Source organism: Embleya sp. NPDC001921, from assembly GCF_053594475.1.
This window is the reverse complement of sequence record NZ_JBSFEO010000004.1, coordinates 301,876-319,401: the sequence shown is the minus strand read 5'-3', so window position 1 is coordinate 319,401 and position 17,526 is coordinate 301,876. Positions and strand designations below refer to the sequence as shown.

The window sequence follows — 17,526 nt, the reverse complement described above, 5'->3', positions numbered from 1 at the left end:
AAGCGTTATTCTCGATCGGCGCACGGCGGTATCCAAGTTCCCTACTATGGGTGATCGATTCCGCACCGAACGTAATTACCGCTGAAGCAACAGGGAGTCCCGTGCACCGAATCGTCCGGGTTGACGTGTCCGGGCTGGCGACACTGCGTGCGGCGGTGTGCGCGAGCTTTGCCCCCCCGTCCGTCGGCTTCGCCGCCACCGCCGGTTACGGCGCGGGGGTCTGCTACGCGACCCCGGCCGGACCCGTGGGCTTCGCCCTCGCGTCGCGCGCCGGCACCACCGAACCGACCCGTCCGACCCGAGGATCCGGGTACACCCGGGGACCGGGTCCGGACGGCGAGGCCCGCCGCATCATGGCCCTCGTCGAACTCGCCCAGGACGGCGACGGCGACGCATTCGCCCAGCTTTACGACAACTACTTCGACACCGTCTACCGGTACATCTACTACCGGGTCGGCGGCCGCGCCGTCGCCGAGGACCTGACCAGCGAGACCTTCCTGCGCGCGCTGCGTCGGATCGGCACCTTCACCTGGCAGGGCCGCGACTTCGGCGCCTGGCTGGTGACCATCGCGCGCAACCTGGTCGCCGACCACTTCAAGTCCAGCCGGTTCCGCCTGGAGGTCACCACCGGGGAGATGCTCGACGCGAACGAGGTCGAGTCCAGCCCCGAGGACTGTGTCCTGGAATCGCTGTCCAACGCGGCCCTCCTGGACGCCGTGCACAAGCTCAACCCCCAGCAGCAGGAATGCGTGACCCTGCGCTTCCTGCAGGGACTCTCGGTCGCGGAGACCGCACAGATCATGGGTAAGAACGAGGGGGCGATCAAGACGTTGCAGTACCGCGCCGTACGGACCCTCGCCCGACTCCTGCCCGAGGACGTGCGGTGAATCACACTTCCGTAACCTTCGGGGTCGCCGGATCGTTCTCCTCGATAGCGACCCCCTTCGGGGATCGCTGCGGCGGGGAGCCGCCCTGTGGCCCCCGACCCGGAGACTTCCCTGGACGGACATCCGGGGAGAGGAGGTGCGGCCTGTGAGCATTGCGGCCCTGGATCGGCGACCCGCGAACGCCTTCGCGCGAGCCCTCGACGAGAACGACCGCAACAACCGATCGGCAGAGCCCCCACCCGGGCTGGCCCCGCTGCTGCGGACCGCCGAGCTGCTGCGCGATCGGTCCGAGTCGGCACCCGTGCCGAGCACGGACTTTCGAGCCGCGCTCCGGCAACGGCTGCTGGAGGAGGCCGCGGCACTGCCCGCGACCGCGGGCGCGGCCACCGTGCCCGCGCCTCGCGGCGCGCACCGGCGCAAGGAGCTCGCGGCCCCGCCGCGCACCGTGCGCTGGCGTCGCCGCGCGGCCATCGCGGGCACGTTCGTCGTGGTCACCGGCGGCGGCCTCGGCGGGGTGGCGTACGCCAGCTCCGACGCGCTGCCCGGCGACATGACGTACGGCGTCAAGCGCACGGTCGAAGACTTCAAGATCTCGCTCGCGGACAACGACCACGAGCGCGGCGAGCGCTATCTCCAGCAGGCCGAGACCCGGATGGGCGAGGCCGAACAACTACTCAAGCGGACCGGCCGGACCCCCGCCGACAAGGCGACGGTGCGGCACCTGCGGCAGGTGCTCGACGACTGGCGCGAAGAGGCCGACAAGGGCCGCGCGCTGCTCACCGACCACTTCCGCAAGAGCGGCAGCGAAGGCCCGATGCGCAATCTGGCCGACTTCGCCCGGTCCGGCCACGAGCGCATGGACCGGATCGGCGACCGCCTCCCACCGGAGCTCTCCTCCGAGCGGGACCGGGTCCGTACTCTGCTCACCGCGATCAACGAGCAGGTCGCCCCGATCGCGGGCACCGCGGGCAAGACCTCGTCCGCACCCGCCGAGGGTGGGCGCTCCGGCGGCTCGCCGGCCGCTCCGGGCACGAACCCGGGCGGCGCACCGGGCTCCGGGTCACAGCCGCTCGCCCCGCAGGCGCCCGGCTCGGGCGGCACCGCGGCGAACGGCGCACCGCAGCCGAACGGCTCGGCGGCACCGGGCGGTTCGACTCCACAGCAGCAGCCGCAGAACGGCGGCCTGCTCCCGGGGCTGAACATCCCGCTGCTCGGCGGCCCGCCCGCGCAGAGCCCCAGCGCCCAGTCCGGCGGCGCGGGCACGACGCCGACCCCGGCGAAGACGCCCAAGGGTCAGATCCTGCCGCCGCTGCTGCCCGGCCTGCCGGGTATCGGGCTCAACCTGCTCGGCCCCGCGGAGGACGAACCGCAGGGCTGACCCACCGGACCGGTGCGGTCGACCGGTGCGGACGAGCGGCTCGTGGACGGGTGTCCACGAGCCGCTCGCGTCGTGTGCCGAATCCCGGGGCGCCGGCGGGAGACCGAGGCCCGAGGCGCGCCCCGACAGGAAGACCGGGGCCGGAGCGCGCCCGCGCGGACCTAGAAGAAGACCGACCGCCGCTGCATCAACAACCGATAGATGGTGTGCTGGATGGTCTCGCGCACCTCGTCGGTCAGGTTGAACACGACCATCGGGTCGTCCGCCGCCTCCTCCGCGTACGCGTCCGTGTGGATCGGCGCGCCGAACTCGATCCGCCACCGGGTCGGCAGCGGCACCAGTCCGAGCGGGCCGAGCAGCGGGAAGGTCGGCGTGATCGGGAAGTAGGGCAGGTTCAGCAACCGGGCCAGCGTGCGCACGTTGCCGACCATCGGGAAGATCTCCTCGGCGCCCACGATCGAGCAGGGCACGATCGGTACCTGGGTGCGCAGCGCGGCCGAGACGAACCCGCCGCGCCCGAAGCGCTGGAGCTTGTACCGCTCGCTGAACGGCTTGCCCAAGCCCTTGTAGCCCTCCGGCCACACCCCGACCAACTCGCCCTTGGCGAGCAGCCGTTCGGCGTCCGCGTGGCACGCGAGGGTGTGTCCGCTCTTGCGCGCCACCGAGCCCACCAGCGGCAACTGGAAGACCAGGTCGGCGGCGAGCAGCCGCAGGTTGCGTTGGTCGGGGTGGTGGTCGTGCACCGCCACCTGCGTCATCAGCGCGTCCACGGGCAGCGTGCCCGAGTGGTTCGCGACGATCAGCGCGCCGCCCTTGGCCGGGATGTTCTCCAGGCCGCTGACCTCGATCCGGAAGTACTGCTCGTACACCACCCGCAGCGCGGCCATCAGCTTGTCGTTGAGCTCGGGGTCGAAGCCGAACTCGTCCACCTCGTAGTCGCCGGTGATCCGCCGACGCAGGAAGGCCAGCCCGTCCGCGGCCTTGTCCTCCCAGCCCGGTCCGGCCACACCGTCCAGGAGTCCGGCGGCGGCGCCGCCCACGACCCCGCCCACCGCGCCCGCGAGCGAGCCGAGCAGCGAGCGCCCGGTCCCGGGCGCGCGCCTGGGCCCGGCGCCCGGCGCCTCCTCGCGCTCGCGGACCGACCGTCCCTCGGTCGACCGCCCCTCGATCGACCGCACCGGCACCTCGCCCTCGACCGGCTCGGGTACCCGAACCGCCCGCGCGGGTCGGGCGGGCCGGGCGGGCCGCCGCGCCGACCGGGGCGCGGGCGTCCGCGCTCCGGAGGCGGCGCCGTCGAAGGGAATGATCCGGGCGTCACCCATCGGGGCTCCTCCTGGTGAGCAGCAACGTGGCGAGTCGATCGGGCACCTGTGCCAGGCGCCTGGGGTCGAGCAGGCCGGCCGAATGTCGACCCCAGGCATAGTCGGCGAACGTCTCGGCCGTGCTCCTGGCCGCGACGAAGCCCAGTTTCTCCCGGGCGCGCGCGGGGTCGACCACACGCCCGTGGGTGAGCAGCCGCACCTGCTCGGCGGACAGGTGCACCGAACCCGCGCGGCGCAAACCCTGATTGACCAGCCCGACCGCGGCGGCTGGGAAGGGCAGCACCGGTCGACCGAGCCGACGCGCGGCCTGGGACAGGAACAACACCCCCTCGGCGGCGATGTTGTACGTACCCGGCCGATCGGCCAGTACGGCGATCCGCAGCGCCTCCAGCAGGTCGTCCTCGTGCACGAACTGCAGGCGCGGGTCGTAGCCGAGCACCGTCGGCAGCACCGGGAGCGCGAAGTAGGAGCCCATCGGCGAATCGGTCCGCGGCCCGAGCTGCGGCGCGAACCGCAGCACCGTGACCGCGACATCCGGCCGGCGCCGGGCGAAGCCGCGCACGTAGCCCTCGATCTCGACGGCGTCCTTGGCCCATCCGGCCGACGGCTGCACCCGCGGTTCGGTGTCCTCCGCGAACAGCGCGGGGTCGCGCGGCGAACCGCCGTAGACCGCGGTGGTCGAGCGCACCACGAGGCGGCGGATCGACGGCGCCTTCTGGCAGGCCGCGAGCAACTGCATGGTGCCGATGACGTTGGTCTCCTTGATCGAGACCGCACCGCCCTGGGTCGAGGGCAGCTCGCTGGGACTCAGGTGCACCACGGTGTCCACCGCCGCCGAGGCGACCACCTTGGCGATCATCGGGTTGCGGATGTCGGCGAGCACGAAGTCCACGCCGTCCGGGGTGGACCCGGGCTCGACCAGGTCGACCCCGATCACCCGGTCGACGCCCGGCTCGTCGCGGATCATCCGCACGAAATCGGCCCCCGGATCGCCGGCGACCCCGGTGACCATCACGACACGTCCCACGCTGTGCCTCCCCCCGCCCGTGTTTGCTCGCCAGATGATCGCCATGCGCTCGAATGGTGACGGAACGCATACGCGAGACGACAGGTTCCCAACGTATCCGTACCGACTACCCACCGGACGCGCGTTTACGAGGCGTTCACACCGGTGGTGCACATATGCGAGTCGGGAAACGCACCGGCAACACCCCGAAACGCACGACGACCGCCCGTCGCGCCCCCCGGAAGGGAACACGACGGGCGGTCGCCCAAGGCTTCAGCGGCATACGCCGGTGGGATGCCTACTTCTTGTTGCGACGCTGCACACGCGTCTTCTTGAGAAGCTTGCGGTGCTTCTTCTTCGCCATGCGCTTGCGACGCTTCTTGATGACAGAGCCCACCGACAACCCTCGCTCACGTGACGTTCCTACCGCGCGGAGCCGGATCAGCCCGCACAACTGGGGGCCAGCCTACTCGCCGCCCCGGCCCACCTCTAAACGAGGCGGTCCGTAATGCCCCCCTACGCTGTTTCCACGTAGGAGTCTCGCAGGTAGTCGTGGACGGCCTGCTCCGGAACTCGGAAGGACCGACCAACCCTGATGGCCGGCATCTCGCCACTGTGGACCAGGCGATACACCGTCATCTTGGACACCCGCATCACCGCGGCCACCTCGGCCACAGTCAAGAAGTTGACCTCGTTGAGAGGCCTCTCTCCAGAAGCCATGACGCACCGAACCATTCAGCACGCGTCGGGCGCCGGCTTCCCCTCCGGCGACTGCCACACGCACGTGCGTCCCTCCAGAGTAGTGGCGTGTGGTACCAGTGGGGAAGAGGAGTAGTTATCCCACCTGAATCGCCCATCAGGCTGTTTTATGGATTGATTCCGGACAGTCCGGACCGATCGAGCACGTAGGCCGTGAGCGGTTTGTACAGGTGTGGCGCGACGTTGTCGTCCAGCGGGACGACCACCTCGACCCGGCCCTCCTCGGCCGCCACGAACAGCGCGGGGTCGTTGCAATCCGCGAATCCGATCGCCGGCACCCCCGCCTGACCCGCGCCGCCTGCCCACCCGTGGTCGCCGATCAGCAGATCCGGGAGCGGCTCGTTGCGGGCCGCCAGCTCGGCCAGCATCGCCCGGACGCCGCGCGCGGAGTGGGTGTGCCGGAAATCTCCCGCGTCGTCCACCACCATCGCCACGTCGCCCCGGTATCGCACCGTGCGGCTCTGCCCGCCCTCGGCGGTGGGTGTGCGATAGGTCCAGCCCGCGGCGGGGCGCAGGAGCGTACACCCGGCGTCGCGCAGCACGCGCGCGAGCGTGCGGTACCACTCCTGTAGGCCGTCCGGGTGACCCGTCGCGACGATGACCCGCTCGCGGCGCTTCGCGGCGAGGGCGACCCGATCGGCGTAGGCGTCCAGGGCGGCGATGGTCAGGTCCGGGTCGATGGTGTCCTGGCCGCTGCGATGGGCCGGGTCGGCGACCACTCCGCACCGGCGCACCATCAGCGCCAGCACGTCGTCCGCGTTCCACCGACCGTCCGGTTCGAGGCCGAACAGATGGCCCGGGTGCCGCTCGCTCATCAGTCGGTAGTGCCGGAGGTTGTTCTCTCTCGACGTCGCCACGTCACCGGCGATCCGGCCGCGCACGAGGTGGGAGCGAAGCTCCGAGGGGGTGGGAACCGCAACGGTCACGCACAGCTCCTTGGGTCACGGGTCGAGGTCACGGGAGGCATCGCGACCACGGGTCACAGGTCGAACATCGGGTCGAGGCCGTGGGCCGGGAAGACCGCTCGGCGGGTGGCCAGAATTGATTGGTCGATCCGGTCCGCCGGGTCGTACCCCGTGGAGAACGGCCGAAAATCGCCGGTCCCGCCGTCGGTCATCCGCTGCGGCCCCGGCTCGCGGGTGAGCATGCGGACCTCCTCGCGCCAGTCGAGCGGTACGTCCCGGGTGGGTTCGATGGGGTGGCCGGCCGCCTCGGCCACCAGGTGCGTCCAGGTGCGCGGCACCACGTCCACCGCCGCGTAGCCTCCGCCGCCGGTGGCTATCCAGCGCCCGCCGGCGTGTTCGTGCGCGAGCGCGTGCAGCGCGGCGTGCGCCGTGCGCTGCGCGTCCAGGCTCAGCGCGAAGTGCGCCAGCGGGTCCTCCACATGGGTGTCCGCGCCGTGCTGGGTGACCAGTACGTCCGGGCGAAACGCCGCGAGCAGCGGCGGCACCACCGCGTGGAACGCGCGCAGCCACGCGGCGTCGGCGATGCCGGGCGGGAGCGCGACGTTGACCGCGAAGCCCTCGGCGTCCGGCCCGCCCACCTCGTCCGGGAAGCCGGTGCCCGGGAACAGGAAGCGCGGGCTCTCGTGCAGGCTGATGGTGAGCACGCGCGGGTCGTTCCAGAACGCCTGCTGCACGCCGTCACCGTGGTGCACGTCGATGTCCACGTAGGCGACCCGCTCGGCGCCGAGTTCGAGCAGGCGGGCGATGGCCAGCGCGGGGTCGTTGTACACGCAGAAGCCGCCCGCCGAGCCGGGCATCGCGTGGTGCAGGCCGCCCGCGAAGTTGATCGCGTGGTCGGCGCCGTCCGGGTGTTCCGGCCCCAGCCACACCGCGTCGGCGGCGGCGATCGAGGCGCCCGCGATCAGCGCGGACACGTCGTGCATGTCGGCGAACGCGGGAGTGTCCACGGTGCCGAACCCATAGCTCTGATCGGCCCGCTCGGGGTTCTCGGAGGCGGCCCGCACGGCGGCCACGTAGGCGGCGGTGTGCACCGTGGCCAGTTGCTCGTCGGTGGCGGTCCCGGGCGTGCACACCCGCAGTTCCGGCAGGTTGTGCAGGCCGAACGCGCGGATCAGGTCGATGGTCAGGCGCAGCCGTACCGGCTTCATCGGGTGCCACGAGCCGAAGTCGTAACCGGTCATCCGGTCGTCCCACATCACCCGCACCGCTCGACTCATGCGGTCACGCTACCGCCCGGCCCGGCTCGCGATCATCGGTCGTGAGCGGGTTCACCGTGCGGGGCGAAGGCGCGGGCCAGCGGCACCACGGCGAGCACCAGGAACAGCGGTACGAGCATCGCGACGCGGAACGAGGCGAGGTCGGCGATCCCGCCCACGAGCGGGGTGCCGATCAGGAAGCCGACGTAGTTGAAGATGTTGAGCCGGGCCACCGCCTCGTCCGCGTCCCGCGGCGACTGCCGGCCGCCCGCGGCGAACGTCTGCGGGACCAGTACGCACAGGCCCACGCCCAGGATCACGAAGCCGAGCAGGCCCACCGCGGCGTGTGGAGCGGCGAGGACCACCGCGAATCCGGCCGCCGCGACCACGGCCCCGCCGCGGACCACGTTGACCATGCCCCAGCGGCGCACGCCCAGGTCGCCGACGCCGCGGCCGATCAGCGTGGTGATCATGTACGCGATGTAGGGGACCACCGCGAACGCCTCGGAGCTGTCCAGCACCTTCTCCAGGTAGACCGCGCTCCAGTTGGCCACCGTCGAGTCGCCGATGTAGGCGAACGTCATCACCAGGCACAGCGGGATCAACGGGCGCCAGGGCAGCTTGTACGCGGGCCGCTCCGGGTCGACGGGCTCGGCGGCCGGCGCCGCGGTGTCCGCGCGCAGGTAGCCGGGGCCGACCACGAGCAGGGCCGGCACGGTGAGCACGGCGGCGCCGGCGTACATCCACACCAGTGCCACGTCGCCCCACGCGCACAGTCCGGCGACCCCGGCGCCGGCCAGGCCGCCGAGGCTGTAGGAGGCGTGGAAGCCGAGCATGATGCTGCGCCCCGCGCGGCCCTGGATCGCCACGCCCTGCATGTTCATCGTCGCGTCCACCGCGCCCAGGGAGAGCCCGAACACGAGGAGCACGATCGCCAGTTGCCACAGCCGATCGCCCGCGCCGACCCCGATCAGGATCGCGCAGACGATCGGCTGGGACACCCGGAGCACGGTGTGGCTGCCGTAGCGCTTGGCCAGCGCGCCGGCGAGCACGCTGCCCACCCCGGCCACGATCGGCACCACCGACAGGACCGCGGTCAGCGTGCCGTCGCCCATGTCGTAGCGGCGCTGGATCGCCGGGATCCGGGTCACCAGGAGCGCGAAGGAGGCGCCCTGGATCAGGAAGCACGCGAGCAGGCTGAACCGCGCGCGGCGCAGCGTCTCTTCCTTGGACGGCCCGGCCGCCGGTTCGGTCACCTGCATGGGCGTGCACGCTACCGACGGGTCACTTCCACGGACAGAGGCCGGGAAGATCTTTTGATGAATCGTCAGATTCCCCCGGCGAACAAACCGTCCGAAGTCCGCTCAGATTCCCAGCAGCTCCGGCAGGTCCGCCATGTCCTTGAACAGCGAGTCGGCGTCCGCGAGCCGCTCCGGCGGGGTCATCGCGGCATAGCCGTAGACGGTCATCCCGGCCGCCCGCGCGGCCTGGACCCCCAGCGGACTGTCCTCGATCACCACGCACCGCGCCGGGTCGACGCCCATCGTGGCGGCGGCGTGCAGGAACAGGTCGGGGGCCGGCTTGCCCTGCGCGACATCCTGGCTGCTGAACAGGACCGACTCGGGAAAGTGCCGGATCAGCCCGGTCCGGGTCAGCGCGAGCCGGATCCGCTCGTGCGTGCCGGAGGAGGCGAGGCAGTACCCGACGCCCGCGCGGTCGAGCGCGGCGAGCACGTCGGCGACCCCGACCACGGCCTCGAGTTCGGCCCGGAACCCGGCGAACACCCGCTCGTGGTAGACGTGGTCGAAATCGGCGGGCAGTGTGACGCCGTCCCGCTCGCGGACGATCGTGTGCACTCGCGCCATGGTGCCGCCGAGGTAGTCGCGCAGCGAGTCCTCGTAGCTGGTGGGCACGCCCAGTTCGGTGAGCAGCCCGGCGAGCGCCCGGTTGGCGATCGGCTCGCTGTCCACCAGCACGCCGTCGTTGTCGAAGACCACCAGTTCGGGCTTCACTCGAGGCCCTCGGCGATCTCCTGCGACCGGTTGCTCGCGGCTTCCAGCGCGGCCAGCAGCGCGGCGCGCACGCCGTGGTTCTCCAGCTCGCGAATCGCGGCGATCGTGGTGCCGGCCGGCGAGGTCACCGCCTCGCGCAGCAGCGTGGGGTGCTCGCCCGAGTCGCGCAGCATCACCGACGCGCCGATCGCGGCCTGCACGATCAGGTCGTGCGCGGCGGCACGCGGCAGGCCGAGCAGGATGCCGGCGTCGGTCATCGCCTCGACCAGGAAGTAGAAGTAGGCCGGACCCGAGCCGGACAGCGCGGTGACCGCGTCCTGCTGCTTCTCCGGAACCCGGATGGTCTTGCCGACCGACCCGAAGATCTCCTCGACCCGGGCCAGGTGCTCCTCGGTGGCGTGCGCGCCGCCGGAGATGGCGCTCATCCCCTCGTCCACCAGCACGGGCGTGTTCGACATGACCCGCACCACCGGGGTGCCGCCGGCCAGGCGCGCCTCCAGGAACTTGGTGGTGATGCCCGCCGCGCCGCTGACGATCAACCGGTCGGCGGGTACGTGCGGGGCCAACTCGTCCATCAGCGCGGCCATGTCCTGCGGCTTGACGGTCAGGATCAGGATGTCGGCGGCCTTGGCCGCCTCGGCGTTGGTGACCGCCTCCACGCCGTAGCGGCGGCGCAGGTCCTCGGCGCGCTCGGCCCGGCGGGCGGTGACCAGCAGGTCGTCCGGGCTCTTGCCCGCCCGGATCATCCCGGACAACAGCGCTTCACCGATCTTCCCGGTGCCGACGACGGCAACCCGCTGAGCCATGGCCCCACACTTTCTCGCGTTCGTTGGTCCAACCGGAGGCACGGATGCCTCCGGTGGCCACCGTACGGTACGTACACGTGTCCTAAGGGGTGCGTCGACGCAGGGTGATCGCACCGAGTCCGAGGGCCGCCAGAACACAGCCGGCGATCACCGCGACATCGCGAAGCAGCAGGCCGGAGACCTCGCTGTCGGTGGTCAGCCGCGACATCGCGTCCACCGCGTAGGACAACGGGAGCACGGCGGAGACCGCTTCGAGCACCGGCTGCATCCGCGCGCGCGGCACGAACAGCCCGCACAGCAGGAACTGCGGCAGGATCACCGCGGGCAGGAACTGCACGGCCTGGAATTCGGAGTTGGCGAAGGCGCTCACCAGCAGCCCGAGAGCAAGCCCGAGCAGCGCGTTCAACACCGCGACGCACAGGATCAGCCAGGTCGGTCCGGCCACGTCCAGGCCGAGCAGGCCGATCGCGAGCCCGGTGGCCACGACCGCCTGGACCACCGCGACCAGACCGAACGCGAGCGCGTAGCCGCCGATCAGTTCGAGCTTGCCGATCGGCATGGTGAGCAGTCGCTCCAGCGTGCCGGTGGACCGCTCGCGCAGCGTGGCCACCGAGGTGACCAGGAACATCACCACGAACGGGAAGATGCCGAGCAGTGGTCCGCCGATCCGGTCGAACCGCTGCGGTTCGGCGTCGTAGAGCCAGTACAGCAGCGTGAGCAGCACGCACGGCACCAGCAGCATCAGCGCGATGGTGCGCGGGTCGTGCCGCAGTTGCCCGAGCACGCGGCGCGCGGTGGCGGTGGTGGCGGTGCCGGTCATGACGCGCTCCCGGAGGTGGAGGTCGAAGCGGCGACGGAGGTCGGAGCGGCCGGGCCGCCCGCGGAGTCGACCAGTGCGAGGAAGGCGGACTCCGCGTCCCGGGCCCCGGTCCGCTCGAGCAGCGCGGCGGGGGTGTCGTCGGCGAGCAGCGCGCCGTCGCGCAGCAGCAACAGCCGCTCGCAGCGCTCGGCCTCGTCCATCACGTGGCTGGAGACCAGCAGCGTGACACCGGCGGCGGCGAGCCGATGGAACAGGCCCCACAGGTCCCGGCGCAGCACCGGGTCGAGGCCGACCGTGGGCTCGTCCAGGACCAGCAGGTCCGGCTCGCCGAGCAGCGCGGCGGCCAGCGACACCCGCGCCCGCTGGCCGCCGGACAGCCGGGCCACCTCGGCGTCCTGGCGATCGGTCAGGTCCACCTCGCGGAGCACCCGGTCCACCTCGCCCGCCGAGGCGCCCAGGATCGCGCCGAAGTAGCGCAGGTTCTCCCGCACGGTCAGGTCGGCGTAGACCGACGGCGCCTGGGTCACGTAGCCGATCGCGCCGCGCAGCCGCTTGTGTCCGGCGGGCCGGCCCAGCACCTCCAGTCGCCCGCTCACATGTGCCTGCACGCCGACGATCGCACGCATCAGCGTGCTCTTGCCGCAGCCGCTCGGCCCGAGCAGCCCGGTGACGCTCCCGCGCGGCACGACGAACGACACGTCGTCGAGCACCACGCGCCCGGCACGCACGACCCGCAGCCCCTCGGCCCGGATCGCGTCCTCGGCATAATTCATCATGTGTTGAATATGCGCTCGCCGACCTGCTTCGTCAAGGCCCTGCGACCCGCCGGGCCCGCCGTGTCGAGGAACTGCCCGGCCCCGCACACGACGAAGGGCGCCCCGGCCGAAGCCGGGACGCCCTCGCGGAGATCGCCGTGGATCAGTCGAACATCGACACGTCGCGCACCGCGCCCCGGTCCGCGCTGGTGGCCATCGCCGCGTACGCCTTCAGCGCCGTGCTGACCACCCGGTCGCGGTCGACCGGGCGGTACCTGCCCAGGTCGTGCAGCAGCCGCTCGCGGCGCTCGGCCAGCTCCTCGAAGGAGACCTCGAGCTCGATCCGGCGGTTCGGGATGTCGATCGTGATGATGTCGCCGTCCCGGACCAGCGCGATCGTGCCGCCGGCCGCGGCCTCCGGCGAGACGTGCCCGATGGACAGGCCCGAGGTACCGCCGGAGAAACGCCCGTCGGTGATCAGCGCACACTTCGCGCCGAGCCCGCGGCCCTTGAGGAAGGACGTCGGGTAGAGCATCTCCTGCATGCCGGGACCACCCTTGGGGCCCTCGTAGCGGACCACCACGACGTCGCCCTCCTTGACCCGCTTGGTCAGGATCGCGTCGACCGCCGCCTCCTGCGACTCGACCACCACGGCCGGGCCGGAGAAGGTCCAGATCGACTCGTCCACGCCGGCGGTCTTGACCACACAACCCGCCTCGGCGAGGTTGCCGTACAGGATGCCCAGGCCGCCGTCCTTGCTGTACGCGTGCTCGACGTCGCGGATGCAGCCCGAGGCCACGTCCAGGTCGAGCGAGTCCCAGCGCTCGGACTGGCTGAACGCGGTGGCCGAGCGCACGCACCCGGGCGCCGCGTGGAACAGCTCGACCGCCTCGGCGGAGGGCGAACCGCCGCGCACGTCCCAGGTCTTGAGCCATTCGGCGAGCGAGTCGGTGTGCACCGAGCGCACGTCCTCGTGCAGCAGCCCGGCGCGGTACAGCTCGCCGAGCAGCGCGGGCACGCCGCCCGCCCGGTGCACGTCCTCCACGTGGTACGGCGCGTTGTTCGGCGCCACCTTGGCCAGACACGGCACGCGCCGCGAGAGCGCGTCGATGTCCGCCATGGTGAAGTCCATCTCGGCCTCCTGCGCGGCCGCGAGCAGGTGCAGGATGGTGTTGGTCGAACCGCCCATGGCGATGTCCATCGCCATCGCGTTCTCGAAGGCCTGCCGGGTCGCCACGTTGCGCGGCAGCACGCTCTCGTCGTCCTGCTCGTAGTAGCGCTTGGTGATCTCCACGACGGTGCGGCCCGCGCCCTCGTACAGCGCCTTGCGCGCGGTGTGCGTGGCCAGCACCGAGCCGTTGCCCGGCAGCGCCAGGCCCATCGCCTCGACCAGGAAGTTCATCGAGTTGGCGGTGAACATGCCCGCGCACGAACCGCACGTGGGACACGCGGCGTTCTCGATCCGCTCCAGGTCCTCGTCGGAGACCTGGTCGGACGCGGAGTCGGAGATCGCGGTGATCAGGTCCAGGTGCGGGCGCACCCGACCGTCGACCATCACCGCGGTGCCGGCCTCCATCGGGCCGCCGGAGACGAACACGGCCGGGATGTTCAGCCGCAGCGCGGCCATCAGCATGCCGGGGGTGATCTTGTCGCAGTTGGACACGCACACCATGGCGTCCGCCTGGTGCGCGTTGACCATGTACTCCACCGCGTCGGCGATCAGCTCGCGCGAGGGCAGCGAGTAGAGCATCCCGGAGTGACCCATCGCGATGCCGTCGTCGACCGCGATCGTGTTGAACTCGCGCGGGATGCCACCGGCGGCGGAGATCGCCTCGGACACGATCCGGCCGACCGGCTGGAGGTGGGTGTGCCCCGGTACGAACTCGGTGAAGCTGTTGGCAACCGCGATGATCGGCTTGCCGAAGTCCTCACGCTTGACGCCTGCGGCCATGAGGAGCGCGCGAGCGCCCGCCATTTCGCGACCGTGGGTGACCGTCCGAGACCTGAGTTGCGGCACTGCACACACCCTCTCAGCAATTCACCGGTGGATCCGGGGTGCTTTCGAGCTTACGTCCGCGAGCGCCGACGACGGCGCGGACGTCCACCATGCGACCCCCACGAGCGAACCCGACCCGGCCCGACCGCACCGACGACCGGACCGACCGGACCGACCGGGCCCGCCGGCGCTCAGCCGGTCAGGTGCCGCTGGAGGATCGGCGCGAGCCGGGCGGCCACCTCCGCCGCCGGCGTCGAGGCGATCGGCTCCAGGCGCAGGACGTAGCGGGTGAGCGCGGTCCCCAGGAGCTGGCTCACACACAGGTTCACCCGCAGCGCCGCGTCCGCCCCGCCGACCCCCTCGGCCAGGCGCGCGATCAACTCGGCGCCGACGAACTCGCGAAAGGCCGGGTTGCCGCCGTCGGACACCGCCGTACGCAGGATGGCCAGCAGTCGGGGGCCGGTGTCCGGGTGCTCCCACAGCGTCACGAACGCCTCGGCCAGGCGCTCGCCCGCGTGCTCGGGGCCCGCCGCGAACACCCGCGCGGCCAGCGCCTCGGGCTCCAGCGGCAGGTCCATGGCCGCGATGAACACCCGGTCCTTGGAGCCGAAGTAGTGGTGCACGAGCGCCGGGTCCACGCCCGCGCCCCGGGCGATCGCGCGCACCGAGGCACCGGCGTAGCCCCGCGCGGCGAACTCGGCGCGGGCCGCGTCCAGGATGCCCTCGCGCGTCGCCGAGGCGTTGCCGCGCCGACCCGGCGGCCGGCCCGGGCCGCGCCGCGCGCCCGCCGACTCGGCGGCCGTTCGCGCCTCAGCCATAACGCCGCTCCGCCTCGGCCTCCGCGGCCAGGTGCAGGCGCGTGTACGCGAGCGCCTCGGCCAGATCCGCCTCACGCTCGGCACGCGAGGAGCAGCGGCGGGTGTTCACTTCCAGCACGATCGTCCCGGCGAACGAGGTGCGCGCCAGGTGTTCGAGCAGTTCCGCGCACGGCTGGGTGCCGCGTCCGGGCACCAGGTGCTCGTCCTTGAGCGAGCCGCTGCCGTCGGCCAGGTGCACGTGCCCGAGCCGGTCGCCCATCCGGGCGAGCATGTCCATCGCGTCCGAGCGCGAGGTCGCGGTGTGCGACAGGTCGAGGGTGAAGTGGCGGTAGTCCTCGTCGGAGGGGTCCCAGTCCGGCGCGTAGGCGGCGACCTCCTTGTCCCGGTAGCGCAGCGGGAACATGTTCTCCACCGCGAACAGCACATCGGTCTCGCCGGCCATGCGCTCGATGCCGCGCACGAAGTCGCGGGCATAGCTGCGCTGCCAACGAAACGGCGGATGCACCACGACGGTCCCGGCGCCGAGCCGCTCGGCCGCGTCCCGCGCGCGCACCAGCTTGGTCCACGGATCCGTGCCCCACACCCGCTGGGTGATCAGCAGGCAGGGCGCGTGCACGGACAGGATCGGCACGCCGTGGTGGTCGGACAGGCGCCGCAGCGCCTCGACGTCCTGGCTCACCGGATCCGTGGAGACCATCACCTCGATCCCGTCGTAGCCGAGCCGGGCCGCGATCTCGAATCCGTCGGCGGTGGACTCGGGGTAGACGGAGGCGGTGGACAGGGCGATCTTCGCGTCGGGGACGCGCAGAACCGCGTCCGGCACTCGTGCCTCGGACGTGTCGGCCCCCGTACTGTCGAGTATGTCGTGGTCGGCCACGTCGCCCAGAGTAGAACCATCGACCGCCGACACGGTGGTATCGCGCGCATCGGTGCGTCCGAACCGGGGGCCGGACCCCGGCATCCGGGTGAGCGGGCGGGTCAGTCCATCCAGTCCAGGCGGCGCAGGATGATGCCCTCGCGCAGGGCCCACGGACACACTTCCAGCGCGCCCACGTTGAACAGGTCCAGCGCCGCGTCCGCCACTATCGCGCCCGCGACCAGTTGGGGCGCCCGGCCCACGGACACGCCCGGCAGGGCGGCCCGCTCGGCCGAGGTCATCGTCGCGAGCCGGGGCAGCCAGTCGGCCAGTCCGGCCCGGCTGAGCGAGCGCTTGACGTAGGGCCCCTCGCCCGAGGACGGCGCGCCGGCGATCCGGGCCAGTTGCTTGAACGTCTTGGAGGTGGCCACCACGTGGTCGGGCCGGCCGAGCCGGCTGAACTCGGCGACCGTGCGCGCGATCTCCGCGCGTACGTGCTTGCGCAGCACCCGCATCTCGTCCGGCGAGGGCGGGTCGGTGTGCAGCCAGGCCCGGGTCAGCCGGCCCGCGCCCAGCGGCAGCGAGGCCGCCGCGTCCGGCTCCTCGTCCACGCCCGCCGCGATCTCCAGCGAGCCGCCGCCGATGTCGAGCACCAGCAACCGGCCGGAGGACCAGCCGAACCAGCGGCGCACCGCCAGGAAGGTCAGCCGGGCCTCGTCGGCGCCGGTGAGCACCTGGAGGTCCACACCGGTCTCGCGGCGCACCCGATCGAGCACCGCCTCGGAGTTGGCCGCCTCGCGCACCGCGGACGTGGCGAACGGCAGCAGGTCCTCGACGCCCTTGTCCTCGGCGACCTCCAGGGCCGCCGCCATCGTCCGCACCAGCAGATCGACCCCGTGCGGGGCGATGCTCCCGTCCGGCTCCAGAAGCTCCGCCAGGCGCAGTTCGCGCTTGTGCGAGTACGCGGGAAGAGGCCGAGCACCCTGATGGGCGTCGACCACGAGCAGGTGGACCGTATTGGAGCCCACGTCGAGAACACCGAGTCGCATGGTCACGAAGGTAATCCGTCGCCGCCGGCGCGCGAGCGGGGGCGTTCCCTCGGTTGCCACACCTTTGCCCGACCGACCACCCGGCGGCGAGCCCTAGGCTTGTCCCGTGCCTGAGGTAGACCTGGATTTTCCGCGCGCTTGGTTCGAATTCCCCGACCCCGAGGACGCCGATCAACTCTTTCGTTGCGACCTGACCTGGCTGACGTCGCGTTGGCAGTGCATCTTCGGCGCCGGTTGCCACGGCGTCGTGGCCGGCCGCGCACCGGACGGATGCTGCTCGCTGGGCGCGCACTGGTCGGACGAGGACGACGAGAAGCGCGTGCTGGCCTGGGCCGAACGGCTGACCCCACAGACCTGGCAGTTCCACGACCTGGCCCTGGAGCACGGCGTCAGCGAGTTCGAGGACGGCGACAAGCGCACCCGCCTGGTGGACGGGGCGTGCGTGTTCCTGAACCGTCCCGGGTTCGCCGGCGGCACCGGCTGTTCGCTGCACGCGCTCGCGCTGCGCGAGGGCGTGCACCCGCTGGAGACCAAGCCGGACGTGTGCTGGCAACTGCCGGTCCGGCGCACCTACGACTGGATCGACCGGCCGGACGAGACCCGCGTGCTGATGGTGACGATCGGCGAGTACGACCGGCGCGGTTGGGGACCGGGCGGGCACGACCTGCACTGGTGGTGCACCGGGAGCACCGAGGCGCACGGCGCGGGCGAACCGGTCTACCTGTCGTACGGTCCGGAACTGCGCGAGCTGATGGGCGAGGCGGCGTACGCGGTGCTGGTCGCGGCCTGCGAGACCCGGCTGGCGGGCGGGCGGCCGATCGCGCCGCACCCGGCGGATCCGGTCACCTGAGCGATGCCGGAGCAGGTGCCGGCCGGTACCGGTACCCGTGCCGGCGTCGGT

18 protein-coding genes are annotated in these 17,526 nt (G+C 72.0%); 3 read left to right on the top strand and 15 right to left on the bottom strand.

Translation table 11 applies throughout. The features are described from left to right. Positions 1-101: 101 nt before the first annotated feature. Positions 102-887: an ECF subfamily RNA polymerase sigma factor, BldN family gene (locus ACWCPW_RS06785; protein ID WP_395866901.1), complete on the top strand. Its 786-nt coding sequence runs from the start codon at positions 102-104 to the stop codon at positions 885-887. Between the two features lie 145 nt (positions 888-1,032). Beyond that, positions 1,033-2,265, top strand: coding sequence for a DUF5667 domain-containing protein (locus ACWCPW_RS06780; RefSeq protein ID WP_449760499.1), 1,233 nt, complete (start codon positions 1,033-1,035; stop codon positions 2,263-2,265). Between the two features lie 161 nt (positions 2,266-2,426). Here ACWCPW_RS06780 and ACWCPW_RS06775 read toward each other — a convergent pair whose 3' ends face one another. The 15 genes from ACWCPW_RS06775 to ACWCPW_RS06705 all read right to left on the bottom strand — a co-directional run bounded on the left by ACWCPW_RS06775 (position 2,427) and on the right by ACWCPW_RS06705 (position 16,625). Beyond that, complete coding sequence (locus ACWCPW_RS06775; protein ID WP_449760498.1) at positions 2,427-3,587, bottom strand: lysophospholipid acyltransferase family protein; 1,161 nt, start codon at positions 3,585-3,587, stop codon at positions 2,427-2,429. Next, a complete protein-coding gene (locus ACWCPW_RS06770) occupies positions 3,580-4,614 on the bottom strand; it encodes an NAD-dependent epimerase/dehydratase family protein (RefSeq protein WP_449760497.1) in 1,035 nt (344 codons plus the stop codon). The genes ACWCPW_RS06775 and ACWCPW_RS06770 overlap by 8 nt, the downstream gene beginning before the upstream one ends. Before the next feature lie 277 nt (positions 4,615-4,891). Continuing rightward, positions 4,892-4,990, bottom strand: coding sequence for a 30S ribosomal protein bS22 (locus ACWCPW_RS06765; protein ID WP_012854759.1), 99 nt, complete (start codon positions 4,988-4,990; stop codon positions 4,892-4,894). Positions 4,991-5,109: 119 nt separating this feature from the next. Next, positions 5,110-5,313 carry a helix-turn-helix domain-containing protein gene (locus tag ACWCPW_RS06760; protein WP_020549639.1) on the bottom strand — a complete coding sequence of 68 codons (204 nt, stop codon included), beginning with the start codon at positions 5,311-5,313 and terminating at the stop codon, positions 5,110-5,112. Between the two features lie 146 nt (positions 5,314-5,459). Next, complete coding sequence (locus tag ACWCPW_RS06755) at positions 5,460-6,278, bottom strand: phosphatase (protein WP_449760496.1); 819 nt, start codon at positions 6,276-6,278, stop codon at positions 5,460-5,462. A gap of 53 nt (positions 6,279-6,331) precedes the next feature. After that, entirely contained in the window at positions 6,332-7,534 is a 1,203-nt protein-coding gene (locus tag ACWCPW_RS06750; protein ID WP_449760495.1) for an acetoin utilization protein AcuC, read from the bottom strand. 32 nt (positions 7,535-7,566) lie between these two features. Beyond that, complete coding sequence (locus ACWCPW_RS06745; RefSeq protein WP_449760494.1) at positions 7,567-8,775, bottom strand: MFS transporter; 1,209 nt, start codon at positions 8,773-8,775, stop codon at positions 7,567-7,569. A 102-nt stretch (positions 8,776-8,877) separates the two neighbouring features. Then, on the bottom strand, positions 8,878-9,525 hold the full coding sequence (locus tag ACWCPW_RS06740) for an HAD family hydrolase (RefSeq protein WP_449760493.1): 648 nt from the start codon (positions 9,523-9,525) through the stop codon (positions 8,878-8,880). After that, positions 9,522-10,331: a pyrroline-5-carboxylate reductase gene (gene proC, locus ACWCPW_RS06735; RefSeq protein ID WP_449760492.1), complete on the bottom strand. Its 810-nt coding sequence runs from the start codon at positions 10,329-10,331 to the stop codon at positions 9,522-9,524. Before proC ends, ACWCPW_RS06740 begins: the two co-directional genes overlap by 4 nt. 82 nt (positions 10,332-10,413) lie before the next feature. Further along, the gene (locus ACWCPW_RS06730; RefSeq protein ID WP_449760491.1) at positions 10,414-11,151 is read right to left on the bottom strand and encodes an ABC transporter permease; all 738 of its coding nucleotides are present in this window, start codon (positions 11,149-11,151) and stop codon (positions 10,414-10,416) included. Next, the gene (locus ACWCPW_RS06725) at positions 11,148-11,927 is read right to left on the bottom strand and encodes an ABC transporter ATP-binding protein (RefSeq protein ID WP_449760490.1); all 780 of its coding nucleotides are present in this window, start codon (positions 11,925-11,927) and stop codon (positions 11,148-11,150) included. Before ACWCPW_RS06725 ends, ACWCPW_RS06730 begins: the two co-directional genes overlap by 4 nt. A 142-nt stretch (positions 11,928-12,069) precedes the next feature. Beyond that, positions 12,070-13,923 (bottom strand): dihydroxy-acid dehydratase, encoded by a 1,854-nt coding sequence (ilvD, locus tag ACWCPW_RS06720; protein WP_449760489.1) that lies wholly within the window; start codon positions 13,921-13,923, stop codon positions 12,070-12,072. A gap of 170 nt (positions 13,924-14,093) precedes the next feature. Next, positions 14,094-14,720 carry a TetR/AcrR family transcriptional regulator gene (locus ACWCPW_RS06715; protein WP_449760488.1) on the bottom strand — a complete coding sequence of 209 codons (627 nt, stop codon included), beginning with the start codon at positions 14,718-14,720 and terminating at the stop codon, positions 14,094-14,096. Next, entirely contained in the window at positions 14,713-15,528 is an 816-nt protein-coding gene (locus ACWCPW_RS06710) for a sugar phosphate isomerase/epimerase family protein (protein ID WP_449760538.1), read from the bottom strand. The genes ACWCPW_RS06715 and ACWCPW_RS06710 overlap by 8 nt, the downstream gene beginning before the upstream one ends. Positions 15,529-15,698: 170 nt before the next feature. Then, positions 15,699-16,625, bottom strand: a complete 927-nt coding sequence (locus ACWCPW_RS06705) for a Ppx/GppA phosphatase family protein (protein ID WP_449760487.1) — start codon at positions 16,623-16,625, stop codon at positions 15,699-15,701. Positions 16,626-16,731: 106 nt separating this feature from the next. On the opposite strand from ACWCPW_RS06705, the gene ACWCPW_RS06700 reads away from it, so the two are divergent. Further along, positions 16,732-17,475, top strand: a complete 744-nt coding sequence (locus ACWCPW_RS06700) for a hypothetical protein (protein ID WP_449760486.1) — start codon at positions 16,732-16,734, stop codon at positions 17,473-17,475. Positions 17,476-17,526: the final 51 nt, after the last annotated feature.